Genomic DNA, 17,666 nt, shown 5'->3' with positions numbered 1-17,666 from the left:
ACGGATCAAGCCGTTGACCAGGCCCCGCCGATTGAATGTCGATATCACCGGAAACTTATATACAATGCTGCCAAGGGCATCCCGTCCGCCATCCGTGCGGGAGTCCGTCCACCACGAGCCTCCCGGCTGGCGGTACCCGCAGCAGCTGAAGGTTCGCCATAACTAAAGCGACCTCAAGGTCGACAGGAGGGGTTATGCCGTCCAGCATCCATGCGTCACGCCGCCGTTTTCTCCGTCAGACCGGTCTGGGTCTGTTCGCTCTCGCCGGGGTGCCGGCCTGGGTGCAGGCCATGACCATGCCGGCCGGTCCGAAGCTCAGCCCGAACAAGGCATCACCCGCTTTCGTCCCGGACGTGGAAATCGAGCTGGCGGCACGCCAGTCTTCGATGGCCATCCTGCCCGGCCAGCCGACGCGGGTTTTGCAGTACGCCGCGCGGCTGATGAAAGGCCCGGAAGGCACGTTGACGAACCTGCCGGGGTCTTATCTGGGCCCGGTCATGCGTCTGCACAAGGGGCAGAAGGTGCGCATCCATTTCCGCAACGAGCTGGCAGAGCCGACCATCGCGCACTGGCACGGCATGCATGTCCCGGCGCTGATGGATGGCCACCCGATGTACGCGATGGATCCGGGAGAGACTTTCGTTTACGAATTCGAGGTGCTCAACCGGGCGAGCCTCAATATCTATCATCCGCATCCGCACGAGCTCACCGGGCGGCAGGTCTATCACGGCCTGGCGGGCGGCATCCTGGTGAACGACGATGAGGAGGCGGCGCTGGGCCTGCCCGCGGGGGAATACGAGATCCCCATCGTGCTGCAGGACCGGCGTTTCGATGCCGACAACCAGCTCGTCTATGTCCGCCACATGCACGAGCGGATGATGGGGTTTCACGGCGACCGCATCCTGGTCAACGGCCGGCCGGACTTCGCGGTCGAGGTGGCGAGCCGGGCCTATCGGCTGCGGATCATGAATGGCTCGAACGCCCGCATCTACAAGCTGGGCTGGGACGACGGCACGCCCTTGACGGTCATCGGTACCGACGGCGGCCTGTTGGAGACGCCGGAGGTCAAGCCCTATGTGATGCTCGCGCCGGGCGAGCGCCTGGACGTCTGGGCGGATTTCAGCGGACGCGGTGTCGGTTCGCAGCTGGTGATGCGGAGCCTGCCGTTTTCGGGGGCTCTCCCGATGATGGCGCGGCGGATGATGGGCGAGATGATGCACAGCGCCTTGCCGCCGGGCAGCGATTATCCGCTGTTCACGGTCCGGGTGAACCGGCGGGTGAGCGAAAGCCCCAGCCTGCCGAGGCGCCTTGCGAAGGTTTCCCGCTACACCCTGGCCGATACCGCCAATCCGGATAAACCGGTGCCCCTGGAGATTTCCGAAGGACCGATGTCCATGCTGATCAACCGGCGGCCGTATGCCCACGACGACCTGCAGCCGTTCGAGCGGATTCCGCTGGGCAGCGTCCAACTGCTGGAGATATTCCACGGCCACGGTGGTTCGGGGCATGGAGGAGGGGGAGAGGGCATGGAGCAAGGAGGCGGGCCTGGCATGGGCATGCATGGCGGCATGGGGATGGGCATGATGGGACATCGCGGTGGCATGGGGATGATGGGAGGACACGGTGGGGGCATGGAGGGCGGCATGGGCACGATGATGTCGATGGCGCATCCCATCCATCTGCACGGCCAGTCCTTCCAGATCGTCAGCCGCACGGTGAGCAATGCGACGATGGACGACTATGCCAGTGTGCGCGATGGCTTCGTCGACAGTGGCTGGAAGGACACCGTGTTGGCGATGCCCGGCGAACGTATCCGTCTGATCAAGCCATTCCAGGACTTCAAGGGCCTTTTCATGTACCACTGCCACAACCTGGAGCACGAGGACATGGGCATGATGCGCGAGTTTTCCATCGAATGAACGAAGTTCGGGCAGGATAAGGAATGTCCTGCCCGAGCTTGCGAGGCACTCGTCTTTTCCTGCGTCCCTCAGGGACGGGAGGGAGTGGTAGCCCCCGGTTTCCCTCATTGATTCCTCCAGAAATTCGGGGCGCGCATGTGGACTTGCGATTGAATCAGTAAATACGAATCGTTATCATTTGAATTCGTATCAAATCCGCTTCACCGTTTGGATAGCCGTACCTTTTCCGAATAACAAAACCACGCGAGCCCAACATGAGATTTCACCTCCTTTTTTCCCGATCCTCCATGAATTGCTTAGGTGTTTTGATTCCGTTGTGCCTGAATCCGGCGAATGCTGCGCCGCCGGACCCTTTCGAGGGCACTCGGCATATATTGACCGTAAAGTTCAACGTCAACCGGCCCGTTACGGACACGGAGGACCAATTCCGTGCCGTCCTCCAGCTCATGGACGCCATCGATGGTGAAACGGCCGGCGTGGCCGAACATCACCCGGCCAAGGACGCCACCTGCGATCAGTGCCACGTCAAGGATTCCGTCTCCGTGGACCATTACGGCCTGACGATCAATGAAGCGAACCCGGCCAAGAGCTGCGAAAAGGCCGGCTGCCATAGCCTGACGGTGGCGGGGGAGATGCCGTTTTACGTCAAACCGTTTGCGTCGCTGGATGAAACCAAGAACGCCGGACTGGCGAAGCAGCGTTTGGCGGCGGCCCGGACCCTGCTGCGATATGCCGGGTCGTTCAAGGGAAACACGGCTGCACGCCTCAGCGGGCTACCTCAGATCGGATCGTTTTCGATCGACGTCCGTGCCCAGGACAAGAACATCAACAATCTGACGCACGACGTGCCGCTGGTGTTCTTCGAGCCGAAAAACGCCTTCGACGTGAAGAAAAACGCCGATCTGCTGCCCCAGTATGCCGCCGCTCTGTCGAACGAGGTGCTGTCACTGGCGGAGCAGGACATGAGCGTCACTACCCGGCTGGACGGGACGGTGGAAGCCAGGATGGCCAGGACGGCCGATTTGCACAAGCATCTGGCGCTCGCGGATCGCGATATGTCCATACAGCCTCTGCTGACGAATTCGCAGATTGTGCTGCGTTATCTGGCGACCCTGCCGGCCGATGCCGCCGATTTCGTGTCGTCCCGGCTGGCGGAAGACTTTCCTGCTGCTGTGCTCAAGACCGACGCTACGACTGGCGAGGCCGCGACCGGCCTTCGCCGCACCATTACCTGGGAAATTCCCGCGGCGGCCAATGACGGGGTGAACGCCGCTACAATCGTCTTGCAGCGCAACGAGGAAGGCAGCCGGACCCAGCCCTCGACGCAACTGCAGTTCCAGCGGCTGGCCGGCTCCATGCGCGGTACCGCCGTCCGGATCCTCGAATTCTTCCAGGAACGTTATTCCGCGTTCGCCGCCGATCATGCCCGCTTCACGTTGACCTATCAGGCCAGCCAGGAGGCGGACAAGAGTCTGTTGACCACGGCGATCGGGAATTCCAGGGAAGCTGCGGGTGCGGGCGATCTCAGGCGGACACTGACGCACAATGAAAACACGGCCACTGGCACCCTGCCGACGCAGGGCCAAGTGAGTGCGGCCATCGGCGCGGCCAAAGAGATCGCTGCGGCGAATCCTGCCGCGATCCGCAGGCTCCGCAGCACCCTGCGCTTCAAACCCGATCTGACAACCATGTCCCAGATCAGCGGCGAGGTGCTGTTGGGCTCGCTTCCGCGTGTCTGGGTGTCGGCTGCCCGGACCGAAATTGCCGAAGGAAGCGGAGAGCGGCTGGTTTTTACCGTGTCTCGCGAGACGCCGATGGACAGGTCCTTGACCGTTAATCTGACGCTGGGCGGCACCGCTCAGCCGGGCAAGGACTATATCAAGCCCAAGCTCCGGGTCACCCTGCCAAAAGGCGTCGCCAGCGTGGACGTTTCGGTGAAACTACGCAATGACCACCTCGCCGAAGGGACGGAAATGGTGACCCTGGCCATTGCGGAAAAGAAGGAATACACCAGCCTGCCTGCCACGGATGCAGCAGTCGCCATTGCCGATGATGATTGAGCGCCATCCGGAAGGCCCGAGGCGGTAAAAAAGGGCCGGCGGCTTGGCAATTGGAGGCGGGGGGGCATTAAAATCACTGCCTCCCGGCCTGCTCTCGCCGCCGGTTGCTCCCTACAATCCTTCGGCTTTCTCTATATGCGTATCGGAACCCCAAATTCGCACTCCGCAGTCCGGGTAATGCTCCTGGGCAGCGGTGAACTCGGCAAGGAAGTGGTGATCTCCCTGCAGCGCTACGGTGTCGAGGTGATCGCCGTCGACCGCTATCCCGGCGCCCCGGCGCAGCAGGTTGCCCACCGCGCCCACGTCGTAGATATGACGGACCCGGAGGCGATCCGGCGGCTGGTCGAGTCCGAGCGTCCGCATTTCATCGTCCCCGAAATCGAAGCGATCGCCACCGATGCCTTGGCCGAGATTGAGCGGGCGGGGCTGGCGGAGGTCGTCCCCAATGCCCGCGCCGTGCAACTCACCATGAACCGTGAAGGTATCCGGCGATTGGCGGCGGAAGAACTGGGCCTGCCGACATCGCCCTATGCGTTCGCCGATTCCTGCGACGCCTTGGCCGAAGCGGTGGCGAAGATCGGTTTCCCCTGCTTCGTCAAACCCATCATGTCGTCCTCCGGCAAAGGCCAGTCGATGCTGAAGGGGCCCGCCGATGTCGAAGCGGCCTGGGCCCATGCGCGGGAAGGTGGGCGGGTCAAAGCTTGCCGCGTGATCGTCGAAGGCAGGATCGACTTCGACTTCGAGATCACCCTGCTGACGGTGCGTTCGCCGAGTTCGGGAGCCGATGCCGGAATCGCATTCTGCGAACCGATCGGTCACCGCCAGCAGGCCGGGGACTATGTGGAAAGCTGGCAGCCACAGCCCATGAGCCAGAAAGCCAGGGAGCGGGCCGAGGCGATTGCGCGCTCGGTAGTCGATGCTTTGGGAGGGCGAGGTCTGTTCGGCGTTGAGCTGTTCGTCCGGGGCGACGAGGTTTGGTTCAGCGAAGTGAGCCCGCGCCCGCACGACACCGGGATGGTGACCATGATCAGTCAGGTGCAAAACGAATTCGAACTGCACGTCCGTGCCGTTCTGGGATTGCCGATCGACACCGCTTTGAGGCGCCCCGGCGCCAGCGCCGTGATTTACGGGGGCATGGCGGCGGAAGGCATCGCATTCGAGGGACTGGAGCAGGCGCTGAGCGTGCCGGAATCCGAGGTTCGCCTTTTCGGCAAGCCGGAATCGTTTCCGCGGCGGCGGATGGGCGTCGCTCTGGCGGCGGCGGCTACGGTGGAAGAGGCCCGAAGCAGGGCGGCTCAGGCGGCATCGGCGGTACGGCCAGCGGAGGTTCCGGTTTGAGACTTGTCTGGTCAGACGATGCGGTGGTATAACCGCGCTCGTTTTGATTCGAGAAAAAGACCGAAAAACATGCGGATAAAACGACGTCTTTGGATCGCGCTGATGCTGGGAGGCCTGCCGGCGGCGCAGGTTTCGGCAGATGTCTATAAGTTCGTCGACAAGAAAGGCCATGTCTATTACACCGACCGGCCTCAGCACAACGGCTACCGGCTGATCGCCACGACCAAGGTGGCCGGTAAACTGGGTTCGCCGCCGCTGCTGCCTGCTGTGGCGCTGTCCAATCGGGTGTCGGTTTCCCTCGAGCGGAACCGTGAAATGCTGGCGCCGCTGATCGCGGAAGTGGCCGAGCGCTACCATCTCGACCCGCTGCTGCTGCATGCGATGATCCAGGCCGAGTCCGCGTACAACTCTGAGGCGGTCTCAGGCAAGGGAGCGGTTGGACTGATGCAGTTGATGCCCGACACCGCGGCGCGCTACGGCGTGCGGGACCGGACGGATCCGGTGGAGAACGTCCACGGCGGCGCCCGCTACCTGAGCGACCTCATCGGCATGTTCAACGATGTGAGTCTGGCGGTCGCAGCCTACAATGCCGGCGAGAACAACATCATCAAATATGGCAACCGGGTTCCGCCTTTCCCCGAGACCCAGGACTACCTGAACCGGGTGATCGAGTACTACAATCGCCTGAACTGACGCCGTGCGGTATCGGCCTCCTCAAACGACGGCTACGCCGCAGCGCTGCAGCAGTTCGGTGAGCAGAATGAGGGGCAGGCCGACCAAGGCATTCGGATCGTCGCCCTCGATGCGCTGCAGCAGGGCTATACCCAATCCTTCCGACTTGAAAGCGCCGGCGCAGTCGTAAGGTTTGTCGATCGCGACATAGCGCTCGATCCGGCGCCGGTCCAGGCGTCTGAAATGCACCCGGCAGCGGTCGAGGCCGGCATGGCTGGTCCCGCTACGGGCGTCGTACACGCAGAGTCCCGTCAGAAAAGTCACGATTTTCCCTGAGGCCTGCTGCAACTGGGCCACGGCATTTTCGTGGTTTCCGGGTTTGCCCAGCTGCCGCTCCCCCAGAACGGCGACCTGATCCGAACCGACGATCAGGTGGTCGGGATAGGCTGGTGCAAGCGCCTGCGCCTTTTGGTACGACAGCCGCAGGGCAAGATCCGCCGGGTCCTCGCCCGGCAAAGCGGACTCGTCGATGTCCGGAGAGACCGAGGTAAAAGCCAGTCCTAGTTTGCTTAGCAATTCGCGGCGGTAGCGCGAGCCGGAGGCAAGCACGAGCGGCTGCAGCTGGGGAGGGGAAGCCTGCATCGCAGTGTTCCAGGCTTTGACAGAAGTTGGATTTGGCCTGTATTATTGCACGATTATGCCTCCCCGCCTGCCTGAATTCGTCGATCCGCTGGATTTCGCGGACAAGCGTCGCCGGCTGGCGGGTGAGATGCCGCTGGCGCTGTTGGACCGCATCCAGGAGTTCTTGTTCGAGAAAGCCGGGAACATCAGGGTCGAGCTGGATTTCGGCAAGGACGGCCGATGGTCGGTGGTGACCGGCAGAGTGGATGGCGATCTCGTGCTGCAATGCCAGCTCTGCCTGGAACCGCTGCCGTGGGCGGTGCGGTCGCAGGTGTCGCTGGGCGTGGTGGCTTCACTCGAAGAAGCCGATCGCCTGTCCGGCTGTTACGAGCCGCTGCTGTTCGACGGCGAAGCGCCGATTCGGCTGTCCGACCTGGTTCAGGACGAACTGGTCCTGGCCATCCCGCCGATACCGCAGCACCCGGACTGCAGGGAGGCGGCGCATTCCGGGCCGCGGCCGGTCGTCAGGCAAAGGGAAAACCCGTTTGCCGTGCTGGCGCAATTGAAAAACAACGATAGCAAGTCTTCTTAAGGAGTCATCATGGCTGTTCAACAAAATCGCAAGACCCGTTCGAAGCGCGGAATGCGGCGGTCGCACGACGCATTGAGCGCAAGTGCTCTGTCCGTCGAAGCCAATACCGGCGAAACCCATCTGCGCCACCATGTGAGCCCGGACGGTTATTACCGTGGCCGCCGGGTCGTCGAGCCGAAGCGCAGCGACGAAACTGAAGACTAAGCATAGACCTTCCGGTCTTGCGGTTCGGTACCCTCTATTTGACTTTTGATGGCGGTGCATGCGGCGCGGTGACGGTATGACGACCATCGCTTTGGACGCGATGGGTGGCGACCACGGACCTCAGGTCGTGGTACCAGCGGCTTTGGACAGTCTGCAACGGCACCCGCTGCTGCGGCTCGTGCTGGTTGGCGACGAGACCGTGCTGCGCGGGTACCTCAAGGACGCCCAGACTCGGTATGGGGAACGGCTGAAGGTGCACCATGCTTCTCAGGTGGTGGAGATGCACGACCAGCCATCCAAGGCGCTTCGCACCAAGAAGGACTCGTCGATGCGGGTGGCCATCGATCTGGTCAAGCAGGGCGAGGCCGACGCGTGCGTAAGCGCGGGGAATACCGGTGCGCTGATGGCGATCGCCAAATTCGTCCTGAAGACCATACCCGGCATCGACCGGCCGGCGATCATCGCTGCCGTGCCCTCCATGACAGGGCATACCCACGTGCTGGATCTCGGCGCGAATGTCGACTGTACTGCGGAGCATCTTTATCAGTTCGCCGTCATGGGCTACGAATTGGTGCGGGCCGTGGAGGAGCGGGAGCACCCCACCGTCGGTCTCCTTAACATCGGCGAAGAGGAAATCAAGGGGAACGAACAGGTGAAGCGGGCCGCCGAACTGCTCAGCGGAGCGCACGTCAATTTCGTTGGCTTCGTCGAGGGCAATGACATTTTCAAAGGCAGCGTCGACATCGTCGTGACCGACGGCTTCGTCGGAAATGTCGCGCTGAAAAGTAGCGAAGGCCTGGCGAAAATGATCTCCCATTTCATCAAACGGGAATTTTCCAGCAGTTGGCTGACTAAGCTCGCCGGCCTGGTGGCGCTTCCCGTACTCAATGCCTTCAAGCGCCGGATCGATCCTCGCCAGTACAACGGCGCCAGCCTTTTGGGCTTGCGCGGCATCGTGATCAAGAGCCACGGAAACGCGGACCGATTTTCCTTCGCCAACGCCGTCGCGATCGCGGTGAAAGAGGTCGAGAAAGCCGTTCCGCACCGCATCGGCGAGCGCGTGACGGATGTCTTCGCCGCGAGGAACCTGGCGTGAGCCGTTACTCGCGTATTGCGGGCACCGGCGGTTATCTCCCCCGTGAGGTGGTGACCAACGACGACCTCGCCATGCGGGTCGAAACTTCGGACGAATGGATCGTCGAGCGGACCGGCATCCGCCGCCGGCACATTGCGGCCGCTGACGAAACGGCATCCAGCATGGCCGAAATCGCTGCCCGGCAGGCGCTGGAAGCGGCCGCCATCGATCCGCACGATCTCGATCTGATCATCCTCGCGACGAGTTCGCCGGACCGGGTTTTTCCCAGTACGGCGTGCTTGCTGCAGCAGCGGCTGGGCGTGCGCAGCTGTGCGGCATTCGACGTGCAGGCGGCCTGCTCGGGCTTCATATTCGCACTGAGCATCGCCGATCAGTATATTTCCGCCGGCAATGCCAACCGCGTGCTGGTGGTCGGCACGGAAGTCAATTCCCGTTCCGTGGATTGGGAGGATCGCTCGACCTGCATTCTGTTCGGCGACGGCGCCGGGGCCGTGGTGCTCGAGTCTTCCACCGAGCCCGGCATCATGAGCACCCATATCCATTCCGACGGTCATTATCAGGATCTGCTGTATCTGCCCAACCCAGCCAGCAACGGAGAGGGGAGCGACGAGAGCCGCACCATCCGGATGCAGGGCAGTGAGGTTTTCAAGGTAGCGGTCAACACCCTCGGCCGCATCGTCGATGAAACTCTGGAGCAGAATGGCCTCCAGAAATCCGACGTGGACTGGCTGGTGCCCCACCAGGCCAATATCCGCATCATCGCGGCGACTGCGAAAAAGCTCCAGTTGCCCATGGAGCGCGTTGTCGTTACGGTGGACGAGCAAGGCAATACGTCCTCCGCCTCAATTCCTCTTGCATTCGACGAGGCCGTTCGCGACGGCCGCATCAGGCGCGGGCAAACCGTGCTGATGGAAGCCTTTGGTGGCGGGTTCGCCTGGGGTTCTGCTCTTCTGCGCTATTAAATACGTTTTGCAATGCCCAATATCGACAACAGCCTCGCTTTCCTTTTTCCGGGGCAGGGCTCCCAGTCCGTCGGCATGCTGGCGGACCTTGCCGCAGCGCATCCGGTGGTCGAACGGACCTTTGCCGAGGCCTCGGAAGTACTGGGATTCGACCTCTGGCGCCTGGTTCAGGAGGGGCCAGAAGAAGAACTCAACCAGACTGTCAACACCCAGCCGGCGATGCTGGCTGCGGGCGTCGCGACCTGGCGGATATGGTGTGAAGCGAGCGAGCGGCGTCCCGCGTGGATGGCAGGCCACAGTTTGGGAGAATATTCGGCGCTGGTCGCCGCCGGTGCGCTCGGCTTCGCCGATGCGGTGAAGCTGGTGGCCCTGCGCGGCAGGCTGATGCAGGAAGCGGTTCCTCCCGGCGACGGGGCCATGGCCGCTATCCTTGGGCTGGACGATCCGCAGGTCGTTGCCGCTTGCAAGGAGGCTTCCGCTCAGGATTCGGTGGTGACGCCGGCCAATTTTAATGCGCCGGGCCAGGTGGTGATCGCCGGCGTAAGCAGCGCGGTTGAGCGCGCGATCGCGGCGGCCAAGGCGCTGGGGGCGAAACGGGCGGTGCTGCTGCCGGTCAGCGTCCCCTCGCATTGCGCGCTGATGGCGCCGGCCGCGGAAAAATTCGCAGCCCTGCTGTCGGAAACGCCGTTCGATTCTCCCCGTGACCGGATAGGCGTGGTACACAACGTCGACGTCGCCATGCATCCGTCTCCCGAGGTGATCCGGGCGGTGCTGGCTCAGCAGATTTCCCATCCTGTGCGCTGGTCGGAAACGATCCGCTTCCTCAGCGACCAGGGCGTGAGGCGTTTCGTGGAATGCGGGCCTGGCAAGGTTCTGGCGGGACTCAATAAGCGGATCGTAAGCGGCGAAGCGACGCTTGCCGTGGTGGATCAGGATTCGTTGAATAAAGCCTTGGAGTCGATTCGATGACGGACCAGATAGCAATTGTCACAGGGGCCAGCCGGGGTATCGGACAGGCCATTGCCCACCGTTTGGCGCGGGCCGGCCATACCGTCGTCGGCACCGCAACTTCGGCGGGGGGCGCTGCGGCGATCGGTGCAGCCCTGAGCGATGCCGGCCTGAGCGGCTGCGGGCGGGTGCTTGACGTGAGCGATCCCGAATCGGTCGAGGCGCTCGTGGCCGCCGTCAGCGAGGAATTCGGCGTGCCGACGATCCTGGTCAACAACGCCGGCATCACCCGCGACGGGCTGTTGATGCGCATGAAGGACGAAGACTGGGATGCGATCATCGACACCAACCTGTCCTCGGTCTACCGCATGAGCAAGGCGTGCCTCAAGGGCATGATGAAGGCGCGCACCGGCCGCATCGTCAACATCACCTCTGTGGTGGGGTTGACCGGCAACGCCGGGCAGACCAACTACGCGGCGGCCAAGGCCGGCATCATCGGTTTCACCAAGTCTCTGGCGAAGGAGATTGGGTCGCGCGGCATCACCGTGAACTCGGTCGCGCCGGGCTTCATCGATACCGATATGACCCGTGCCTTGCCTGATGCGCACAAGACGACCCTGCTGGCCTCTATCCCGCTGGGGCGGCTGGGCCAGGCCGAGGAAATCGCCGGGGCTGTGGCCTTTCTATGCTCCGACGATGCGGCCTACATCACCGGCGAAACCCTGCATGTCAATGGCGGCATGTTCATGCCGTAAGCGGCTTTTATTGCCAGAAATTGCTTGTGTTCGCGGGAATTCACACTAAAATCTCCGCACCTCTAAACTTGAATAACACTGAGGACAAAAAACGATGAGTGATATAGCAGAACGTGTAAAGAAGATCGTCGCCGAACAGTTGGGCGTGAAGGACGAAATCTCGAACGAGGCTTCCTTTGTGGACGATCTGGGCGCCGATTCTCTGGACACGGTCGAGCTGGTAATGGCTCTCGAAGAAGAATTCGAGTGCGAAATTCCTGACGAGGACGCCGAAAAGATCACCACGGTTCAGCAGGCGATCGATTACATCCAGACCCACACCTGATCGGCTTCACCGTTCTATCAGCCCCACGGGACATCGTCATCCGGTGGGGTTTTCTTTCGTTTACCTCCAGGTGTCAGCGTGAGCAAGCGTCGCGTCGTCATCACCGGACTGGGAATGGTCTGTCCGGTGGGCCTCAATGTACCCGAAAGCTGGGATAGCATCCTGAACGGCCGCAGCGGAATCGGCCCGATCGAGCATTTCGATGTGTCCGACTTCGCTACCCGTTTCGGCGGTAGCGTGCGCAACTTCGATGTCACCCAGTATCTGCCCGAAAAAGAAGCCAAGAAGATGGATACCTTCATCCATTACGGCATGGCCGCGGGCAGCCAGGCGTTCGAAGACTCAGGCCTCGAGGTCACCGAGGCCAATGCCGACCGGATCGGCGTCTGCGTCGGCTCCGGCATCGGCGGGATCACCGGCATCGAGCACGGCTACGGTGTTTTTCTCAAGGGCGGACCCCGCAAGATATCCCCGTTCTTCGTGCCGGCCAACATCATCAACATGATTTCCGGCAATCTGTCGATCAAGTACGGTATGCAAGGGCCGAATTACGCGATCGTGACCGCTTGCGCTACGGCGACCCACAGCATCGGCAGTGCGGCCAGGGTGATCCAGTATGGCGATGCCGACGTGATGGTGGCCGGCGGCGCCGAAATGGCGAGTTCCCCGACAGCGCTGGGCGGTTTTATTTCGGCCCGTGCCCTGTCGCGCCGCAACGATGACCCGCTGCGGGCGAGCCGGCCCTGGGACAAGGATCGCGATGGTTTCGTGCTGGGTGACGGCGCCGGCGTGGTGGTGCTGGAGGAACTGGAACACGCCAGGAAGCGCGGTGCCCGCATCTATGCGGAGGTGATCGGCTTCGGCATGTCGGGCGATGCTCATCACATGACCCAGCCGCCGGAAGACGGCGAAGGCGCCGCGCGCTGCATGATGCACGCGATGCGCGATGCCGGCGTCAATCCGGAAGACATTGATTACATCAATGCTCACGGCACCTCGACGCCGGCCGGCGACCTCGCCGAAACCCGCGCCATGAAGGCGGTGCTGGGCCCGCATGCCTATACCACCGCGATCAGTTCAACCAAGTCCATGACCGGGCATTTGCTCGGCGCGGCGGGCGGGATCGAGGCGATCTTCTCCGTGCTGGCAATCCGGGACGGCGTGGTGCCGCCGACCATCAATCTGGATACGCCCGATCCGGAGTGCGACCTGGACTATGTGCCCCACACGGCCAGGGAAAAGGATCTCGAAGTGGTCATGTCCAATTCCTTCGGTTTCGGCGGTACCAACGCGACGCTGATCTTCAAGAAATTCGCTTAGGCGCGGAGAGCCCTCCCCGGCTTCTGCGCCTCGCTCCACTTCTGCCGGATTCCGTATCTATGAGAGTCCTGGTGAACGGTCGTCCCTCCGAGTTTGTCGACGTGCGCGACCGGGGGTTTCAATATGGCGACGGCGTATTCACTACCCTCCGCGTGAGCGGCGGACAGCCGCTCCTGCTGTCCCGGCATCTCGACCGTCTTGCCGATGCCTGCTCCCGGCTCGGCATCTCTTATCCAGGGGATGAGTCGGTTCTCGTCGACCTGCGGCTGCTCGGCCCGGAAGCGGCCGAGGGGGTCGTGAAGATACAGATCACCCGCGGCATCGGCGGGCGCGGCTACCGCCCAGTGACGGACGGCGAACCGACGCGCGTGGTTTCGCTCCATTCCGTCCCTGGATTTCCACAGGCGTATTACCGGTCCGGCGTGAGCGTGACCCGCTGCAGTACGCCGCTCGGCATCAATACGGCGCTGGCCGGGATCAAACATACGAATCGTTTGGAGCAGGTGCTCGGGCGGGGGGAGTGGGCCGATGAGTTCCAGGAAGGTTTGATGTGCGACACCGAGGGCTTCCTCGTGGAGGGCACCATGAGCAACTTATTTATGGTGAATGCCGGGCAGCTCGAAACTCCTCTGATCGACCGCTGCGGCGTGAGTGGCGTGATGCGGCGCCTGGTCCTGGAGATCGCCCGGTCCCAGGGGATCGCGGTGCATGAAAGGCGCGTCCGGCCGGAAGAACTGGCGTCCGCCGATGAAGTTTTCCTGACCAACTGCGTCATCGGCATCTGGCCGGTGGCACGAGTGGCGGCGAGGAGTTATCCGGTGGGCGAGGTGACAAGGGTGCTGAGCGTGTGCTTGGAAGACTATCAGCGGAGTGAGGTTCTGGCCGGATGAGGCGCCCCCTGGTCCTGTCGCTGGTTGCCGCAGCGGTGTTCGTTGCCGTCGTGGCGGTGAAGGATTTTACCGAGTCGGCCGATCGGCCGGTGGCCAACGCGGAGCCGGTGGTGTTCGAGATCGGGCGGGGGCAGGGCCTGAAGGATGTCGCCTTCTCACTGAGGGAGGCAGGCGTGATCGACGAGCCCTGGTGGTTCGTGCTGCTGGCCTGGGAGGAAGGCCAAGCGCGCAAGCTGAAGTCTGGGGAATACGAGATTCCTCCGGGCGTCGACCGGCGCAGGCTGCTGGCGCTGTTCGCTTCCGGCAAGGTCCGTCAGCATGCCGTGACCCTGGTCGAAGGCTGGACCTTCCGTCAGATGCTGGCGGCGCTGCGGGCCCAACCGGCGCTCGAGCACCGCATCGGTTCGGAAAGCGATGCCGCCATGCTGATGCGGACGCTGGCGAGGCCCGAGTTGGATCCGGAAGGGCGGTTTTTCCCCGATACCTACTTTTTCACCAAGGGCACGCCGGACGTCGAAATTCTGAAGCGAGCCTACGACCGCATGACGGCGGTGCTGGCTGCGGAATGGGCGCGGCGGGCGCCGGCGCTTCCCTACCGGACGCTGGACGATGCTTTGATCATGGCCTCCATCGTAGAAAAAGAGACCGCCCGGCCGGAAGAAAGGAGCGAAGTGGCGGGCGTGCTGGTCAGGCGACTGCGCACCGGCATGCCGCTGCAGGTCGATCCGACCGTGATCTACGGCCTGGGCGAACGCTACGATGGCAATCTGCGGCGCGAGGACCTCAAGGCGGACACGCCCTACAACACCTATCTTCACCGCGGCCTGCCGCCGGCGCCGATCGCCGCGCCGGGGCTGGCTTCGCTGCGGGCTGCGCTGAATCCTGCGCCGGGCGACAGCCTGTATTACGTCGCACGCGGAGATGGCGGCCACCAATTCTCGCGGACTTGGGACGAACACCGGCAGGCGGTGGACCTGTACCAGAAGGCCCGGCAGCCATGACACCAGGCAAATTCATTACGCTGGAAGGCGGCGAGGGCGTCGGCAAGACCACCAATCTCGATTTCATCGTGAGCCGGCTGCGCGATCGAGGGCTGGAGGTGGTCGCGACCCGGGAGCCGGGGGGCACGGTCTTCGGTGAGGCGGTGCGGGAAATTTTCCTGCATCATGCTGAGGTGAGGCCGGAAGCCGAATTGCTGCTATTGTTCGCGGCCCGGGTCCACCATCTTCGGGAAGTGGTCGAGCCCGCCTTGCAGCGCGGCGCCTGGGTGGTCTGCGACCGTTTCACCGATGCCAGCTATGCCTATCAGGGCGCGGGGCGCGGTATCGACCGGTCGGTCATAGATTTCCTGCGGGACTGGATTCAGGCCGGGCTGCGGCCCGATCTGACCCTGCTGCTGGACGCGCCGGTGGACACCGGCTTGACGCGCGCGCGCCAGCGCAGCGGCCCGGACCGGCTGGAAAGGGAAGATATCGCTTTTTTCGCGCGGGTGCGGGAGGGCTATCTGGCGCTGGCGCAGGCCGAGCCCGGTCGGATACGGGTGATCGACGCCGCCCGGCCACTGGCCGTGGTGCAGGCAGCGATCGCTTCGCAATTGGATTTGCTGTTGTCCGGTCGTGTCTGATCCGGTCGGTTGCTATCCTTGGCTGGAGCCGGCCCGCCGCCGGCTCGCGGCGTATCTGGCCGCCGGCCGGTTGCCGCAAGGCTTGTTGATTTCGGGCGCCGCGGGCGTAGGGAAAGGAGCGCTGGCCGACGATTTCGCCCGCCGTCTGCTGTGCGCCAGCCCGTCGGCCGAAGGGGCGTGCGGTGCCTGTCCCGCCTGTCGCCTGGCGGCGGCGGGCAACCATCCGGACTATCTTCGTGTCGAACCCGAGGAAGCCGGCAAACGCATCACCGTCGATCTGGTCCGCCGCCTGATCGACAGGCTTTCGCTCAAGCCGCAGTACGGTGCTTCCCGGGTCGTGGTGATCCGTCCGGCGCATGCCATGAACACGGCGGCCGCGAACAGTTTGCTCAAGACTCTGGAGGAGCCCGACCCGCAGACTCTGTTCATCCTCATCAGCGAGCGGCCCGCGCAATTGCCGGCGACGGTCCTGAGCCGCTGCCAGCGGCTGGACGTCAGGCTGCCGGAGCGGGAAGAAGCGCTGCATTGGCTGCGTGGACAGGGGTTCGGGGAGGAGGCCGAAGCTTTGCTGGCGATGGCCGACGGCGCGCCGGTCCGAGCGGTCGAACTGTGCGGGGGCGATCTGGCCCAGCGCAGAAGGAAGCTCTTCGATGACTGGCTGGCCGTGCTGAGGGACGAGACCGATCCGCTTGCCGTCGCCGAGCAGTGGGCCAAGGAGGACGGCGAGACCGTCACGACATGGTTGCGCGGCTGGATTGCGGACCTCATTCGTATCGGCAGCGCTGAGACCCCGGCAGCGTTGCGCCTGGCCAATGCCGACCTGGAGCAGGGGTTGCGGAAAGCGGCGGCCGGCCTGGATCTCCGCACCCTGTTCGCCCGGCTTGACGACGTCGATGCCGCCCGCCGCAATCTGGAAGGCCAGGCCAACCGACAGCTGATCATGGAAGATATCCTGATAAACTGGAGCCGGCTGAGACCCGGGGGAGAACGGCGTTGAGCGAAGAGCAGGCGGGCGCCCGCCAGGGCATCCTGGCGCTGACCATCAAGGACAAAAATGCGCTTTACGCCGCGTACATGCCGACCATCAGGAACGGCGGGCTGTTCATTCCGACGACTCGCAGTTACGGCCTGGGGGATGAGGTCTTCATGCTGCTGCAACTGATGGACGAGCCGGAGCGGATCCCGATTTCGGGACGGGTCGTCTGGATTACCCCGAAGGGTGCCGCCGGCTTCCGGTCGGCTGGCGTGGGCGTGCAATTCAACGAAGAGGACGCCGGCGTCACCAAGGCCCTGATCGAGAGTTATCTCTCCGGCCACCTTGAATCGGACCAGCCGACCCATACCATGTAAGCTTTGCGGGCAGAACCCGCTACTCACTGCGCCCAATCCGATGTTCATCGACTCCCATGCCCACCTCGACCGGCTCGACCTGAAACCGTTCGGCGGCAATTTTTCGCGTTTCATGGCGGAGGCCGGCGCCCAAGGCGTCGACCGCATGCTGTGCGTATCGATCAATCTGGAAGATTATCCCGCCATGCGCCTGCTCATCGAGCCGTATCCCAACGTCTCCGTCTCCGTCGGCGTGCATCCCAACGAAACCGATACCGAGGAGCCGAGCGCCGAACGCTTGGCCGAGCTGGCGGGCGACGAGCGCGTCGTCGCCATCGGCGAAACCGGCCTGGATTATTTCCGCAGCGAGGGGGACCTCGCTTGGCAGCACGAGCGTTTCCGCACCCACATCCGCGCCGCGAAGCTCGCCGGCAAGCCGCTGATCGTACACACCCGCGATTCCCGCGCCGACACCCTGCGCATCCTCGAGGAAGAAGGGGCGGGCGAGGCGGGCGGCGTGTTTCATTGCTTCACCGAGGACTGGGACACGGCGCGCCGCGCGCTCGATCTGAATTTCTCGATATCCTTTTCCGGCATCGTCACGTTCCGCACTGCCGAAACCATTCAGGACGTCGCCCGCCGAGTGCCGGACGAGCGCTATCTGATCGAGACCGATTCGCCCTATCTGGCACCGGTGCCGCTGCGGGGCAAACCGAACTATCCGCAACATGTTCGTCATGTAGCCGGCATGATTGCCGAACTTCGGGGCGTTTCGCTGGCCGAGGTGGCGGACCGGACGACGCGGAACTATTACGCGCTGTTCGAAAACGACTAAGGTTACGGAATAGATATTGCTTGCCCCGTTGGGCTTTTCCTACCCCCGGTTTTTCGATGAATTCGTACGCTAAATCCCGGCGTTTCAATACGCTGCCCTGCCGATGGGTGGCGGTGGTGCTCTGTCTGGCCGTTTCAGTGGGATGCGCCCAACGGAAGGCGGTCGGTCCGCCTGCC

19 protein-coding genes are annotated in these 17,666 nt (G+C 63.2%); 18 read left to right on the top strand and 1 reads right to left on the bottom strand.

The window, feature by feature from the left end; all coding sequences use genetic code 11:
- The first annotated feature begins 194 nt into the window (after positions 1-194).
- The 4 genes from OOT43_RS05665 to OOT43_RS05650 all read left to right on the top strand — a co-directional run bounded on the left by OOT43_RS05665 (position 195) and on the right by OOT43_RS05650 (position 6,010).
- A complete protein-coding gene (locus tag OOT43_RS05665) occupies positions 195-1,919 on the top strand; it encodes a multicopper oxidase family protein (RefSeq protein WP_266023834.1) in 1,725 nt (574 codons plus the stop codon).
- Between the two features lie 374 nt (positions 1,920-2,293).
- Positions 2,294-3,979 carry a Calx-beta domain-containing protein gene (locus OOT43_RS05660; protein ID WP_266023833.1) on the top strand — a complete coding sequence of 562 codons (1,686 nt, stop codon included), beginning with the start codon at positions 2,294-2,296 and terminating at the stop codon, positions 3,977-3,979.
- Positions 3,980-4,114: 135 nt separating this feature from the next.
- Entirely contained in the window at positions 4,115-5,317 is a 1,203-nt protein-coding gene (gene purT / locus OOT43_RS05655) for a formate-dependent phosphoribosylglycinamide formyltransferase (RefSeq protein WP_266023832.1), read from the top strand.
- A gap of 69 nt (positions 5,318-5,386) precedes the next feature.
- Positions 5,387-6,010, top strand: a complete 624-nt coding sequence (locus OOT43_RS05650) for a lytic transglycosylase domain-containing protein (protein WP_266023830.1) — start codon at positions 5,387-5,389, stop codon at positions 6,008-6,010.
- Positions 6,011-6,031: 21 nt separating this feature from the next.
- On the opposite strand, the gene OOT43_RS05645 is transcribed toward OOT43_RS05650, so the two are convergent.
- On the bottom strand, positions 6,032-6,631 hold the full coding sequence (locus OOT43_RS05645) for a Maf family protein (RefSeq protein WP_266023828.1): 600 nt from the start codon (positions 6,629-6,631) through the stop codon (positions 6,032-6,034).
- 55 nt (positions 6,632-6,686) lie between these two features.
- On the opposite strand from OOT43_RS05645, the gene OOT43_RS05640 reads away from it, so the two are divergent.
- From OOT43_RS05640 to OOT43_RS05575, 14 genes are all read left to right on the top strand, one after another.
- Entirely contained in the window at positions 6,687-7,202 is a 516-nt protein-coding gene (locus OOT43_RS05640; RefSeq protein WP_266023827.1) for a YceD family protein, read from the top strand.
- Positions 7,203-7,211: 9 nt separating this feature from the next.
- The gene (gene rpmF / locus OOT43_RS05635) at positions 7,212-7,406 is read left to right on the top strand and encodes a 50S ribosomal protein L32 (protein ID WP_266023825.1); all 195 of its coding nucleotides are present in this window, start codon (positions 7,212-7,214) and stop codon (positions 7,404-7,406) included.
- 76 nt (positions 7,407-7,482) lie between these two features.
- On the top strand, positions 7,483-8,502 hold the full coding sequence (gene plsX, locus OOT43_RS05630) for a phosphate acyltransferase PlsX (RefSeq protein ID WP_266023824.1): 1,020 nt from the start codon (positions 7,483-7,485) through the stop codon (positions 8,500-8,502).
- Positions 8,499-9,464: a beta-ketoacyl-ACP synthase III gene (locus tag OOT43_RS05625; RefSeq protein WP_266023822.1), complete on the top strand. Its 966-nt coding sequence runs from the start codon at positions 8,499-8,501 to the stop codon at positions 9,462-9,464. Before plsX ends, OOT43_RS05625 begins: the two co-directional genes overlap by 4 nt.
- A 12-nt stretch (positions 9,465-9,476) precedes the next feature.
- Positions 9,477-10,433 carry an ACP S-malonyltransferase gene (gene fabD, locus OOT43_RS05620; protein ID WP_266023821.1) on the top strand — a complete coding sequence of 319 codons (957 nt, stop codon included), beginning with the start codon at positions 9,477-9,479 and terminating at the stop codon, positions 10,431-10,433.
- On the top strand, positions 10,430-11,167 hold the full coding sequence (fabG, locus tag OOT43_RS05615; protein ID WP_266023820.1) for a 3-oxoacyl-ACP reductase FabG: 738 nt from the start codon (positions 10,430-10,432) through the stop codon (positions 11,165-11,167). The genes fabD and fabG overlap by 4 nt, the downstream gene beginning before the upstream one ends.
- 94 nt (positions 11,168-11,261) lie before the next feature.
- Positions 11,262-11,492, top strand: coding sequence for an acyl carrier protein (gene acpP / locus OOT43_RS05610; RefSeq protein ID WP_266023818.1), 231 nt, complete (start codon positions 11,262-11,264; stop codon positions 11,490-11,492).
- Positions 11,493-11,570: 78 nt separating this feature from the next.
- Entirely contained in the window at positions 11,571-12,812 is a 1,242-nt protein-coding gene (gene fabF / locus OOT43_RS05605; protein WP_266023817.1) for a beta-ketoacyl-ACP synthase II, read from the top strand.
- Between the two features lie 71 nt (positions 12,813-12,883).
- A complete protein-coding gene (pabC, locus tag OOT43_RS05600) occupies positions 12,884-13,702 on the top strand; it encodes an aminodeoxychorismate lyase (protein WP_266023816.1) in 819 nt (272 codons plus the stop codon).
- Positions 13,699-14,703, top strand: coding sequence for an endolytic transglycosylase MltG (mltG, locus tag OOT43_RS05595; protein WP_266023815.1), 1,005 nt, complete (start codon positions 13,699-13,701; stop codon positions 14,701-14,703). Before pabC ends, mltG begins: the two co-directional genes overlap by 4 nt.
- A complete protein-coding gene (tmk, locus tag OOT43_RS05590) occupies positions 14,700-15,326 on the top strand; it encodes a dTMP kinase (RefSeq protein ID WP_266023814.1) in 627 nt (208 codons plus the stop codon). The genes mltG and tmk overlap by 4 nt, the downstream gene beginning before the upstream one ends.
- A complete protein-coding gene (locus OOT43_RS05585) occupies positions 15,319-16,323 on the top strand; it encodes a DNA polymerase III subunit delta' (protein ID WP_266023813.1) in 1,005 nt (334 codons plus the stop codon). The genes tmk and OOT43_RS05585 overlap by 8 nt, the downstream gene beginning before the upstream one ends.
- Positions 16,320-16,676, top strand: coding sequence for a PilZ domain-containing protein (locus OOT43_RS05580; protein ID WP_266023812.1), 357 nt, complete (start codon positions 16,320-16,322; stop codon positions 16,674-16,676). The genes OOT43_RS05585 and OOT43_RS05580 overlap by 4 nt, the downstream gene beginning before the upstream one ends.
- A complete protein-coding gene (locus OOT43_RS05575; protein ID WP_266023811.1) occupies positions 16,645-17,490 on the top strand; it encodes a TatD family hydrolase in 846 nt (281 codons plus the stop codon). Before OOT43_RS05580 ends, OOT43_RS05575 begins: the two co-directional genes overlap by 32 nt.
- The last annotated feature ends 176 nt before the right edge of the window (positions 17,491-17,666 follow it).

Source organism: Methylococcus mesophilus (genome assembly GCF_026247885.1).
Lineage (GTDB): Bacteria > Pseudomonadota > Gammaproteobacteria > Methylococcales > Methylococcaceae > Methylococcus > Methylococcus mesophilus.
The sequence above is the reverse complement of the archived record's forward strand: the minus strand, read 5'-3'. Positions and strand labels throughout refer to the sequence as shown.

What these genes read in the sequence shown, in the direction of transcription:
- OOT43_RS05665 (WP_266023834.1), top strand. Translation starts at nt 195, where the DNA reads ATGCCGTCCAGCATCCATGCGTCACGCCGCCGTTTTCTCCGTCAGACC.
- purT (WP_266023832.1), top strand. Translation starts at nt 4,115, where the DNA reads ATGCGTATCGGAACCCCAAATTCGCACTCCGCAGTCCGGGTAATGCTC.
- OOT43_RS05650 (WP_266023830.1), top strand. Translation starts at nt 5,387, where the DNA reads ATGCGGATAAAACGACGTCTTTGGATCGCGCTGATGCTGGGAGGCCTG.
- OOT43_RS05645 (WP_266023828.1), bottom strand. Translation starts at nt 6,631, where the DNA reads ATGCAGGCTTCCCCTCCCCAGCTGCAGCCGCTCGTGCTTGCCTCCGGC.
- OOT43_RS05640 (WP_266023827.1), top strand. Translation starts at nt 6,687, where the DNA reads ATGCCTCCCCGCCTGCCTGAATTCGTCGATCCGCTGGATTTCGCGGAC.
- rpmF (WP_266023825.1), top strand. Translation starts at nt 7,212, where the DNA reads ATGGCTGTTCAACAAAATCGCAAGACCCGTTCGAAGCGCGGAATGCGG.
- plsX (WP_266023824.1), top strand. Translation starts at nt 7,483, where the DNA reads ATGACGACCATCGCTTTGGACGCGATGGGTGGCGACCACGGACCTCAG.
- fabD (WP_266023821.1), top strand. Translation starts at nt 9,477, where the DNA reads ATGCCCAATATCGACAACAGCCTCGCTTTCCTTTTTCCGGGGCAGGGC.
- fabG (WP_266023820.1), top strand. Translation starts at nt 10,430, where the DNA reads ATGACGGACCAGATAGCAATTGTCACAGGGGCCAGCCGGGGTATCGGA.
- acpP (WP_266023818.1), top strand. Translation starts at nt 11,262, where the DNA reads ATGAGTGATATAGCAGAACGTGTAAAGAAGATCGTCGCCGAACAGTTG.
- mltG (WP_266023815.1), top strand. Translation starts at nt 13,699, where the DNA reads ATGAGGCGCCCCCTGGTCCTGTCGCTGGTTGCCGCAGCGGTGTTCGTT.
- tmk (WP_266023814.1), top strand. Translation starts at nt 14,700, where the DNA reads ATGACACCAGGCAAATTCATTACGCTGGAAGGCGGCGAGGGCGTCGGC.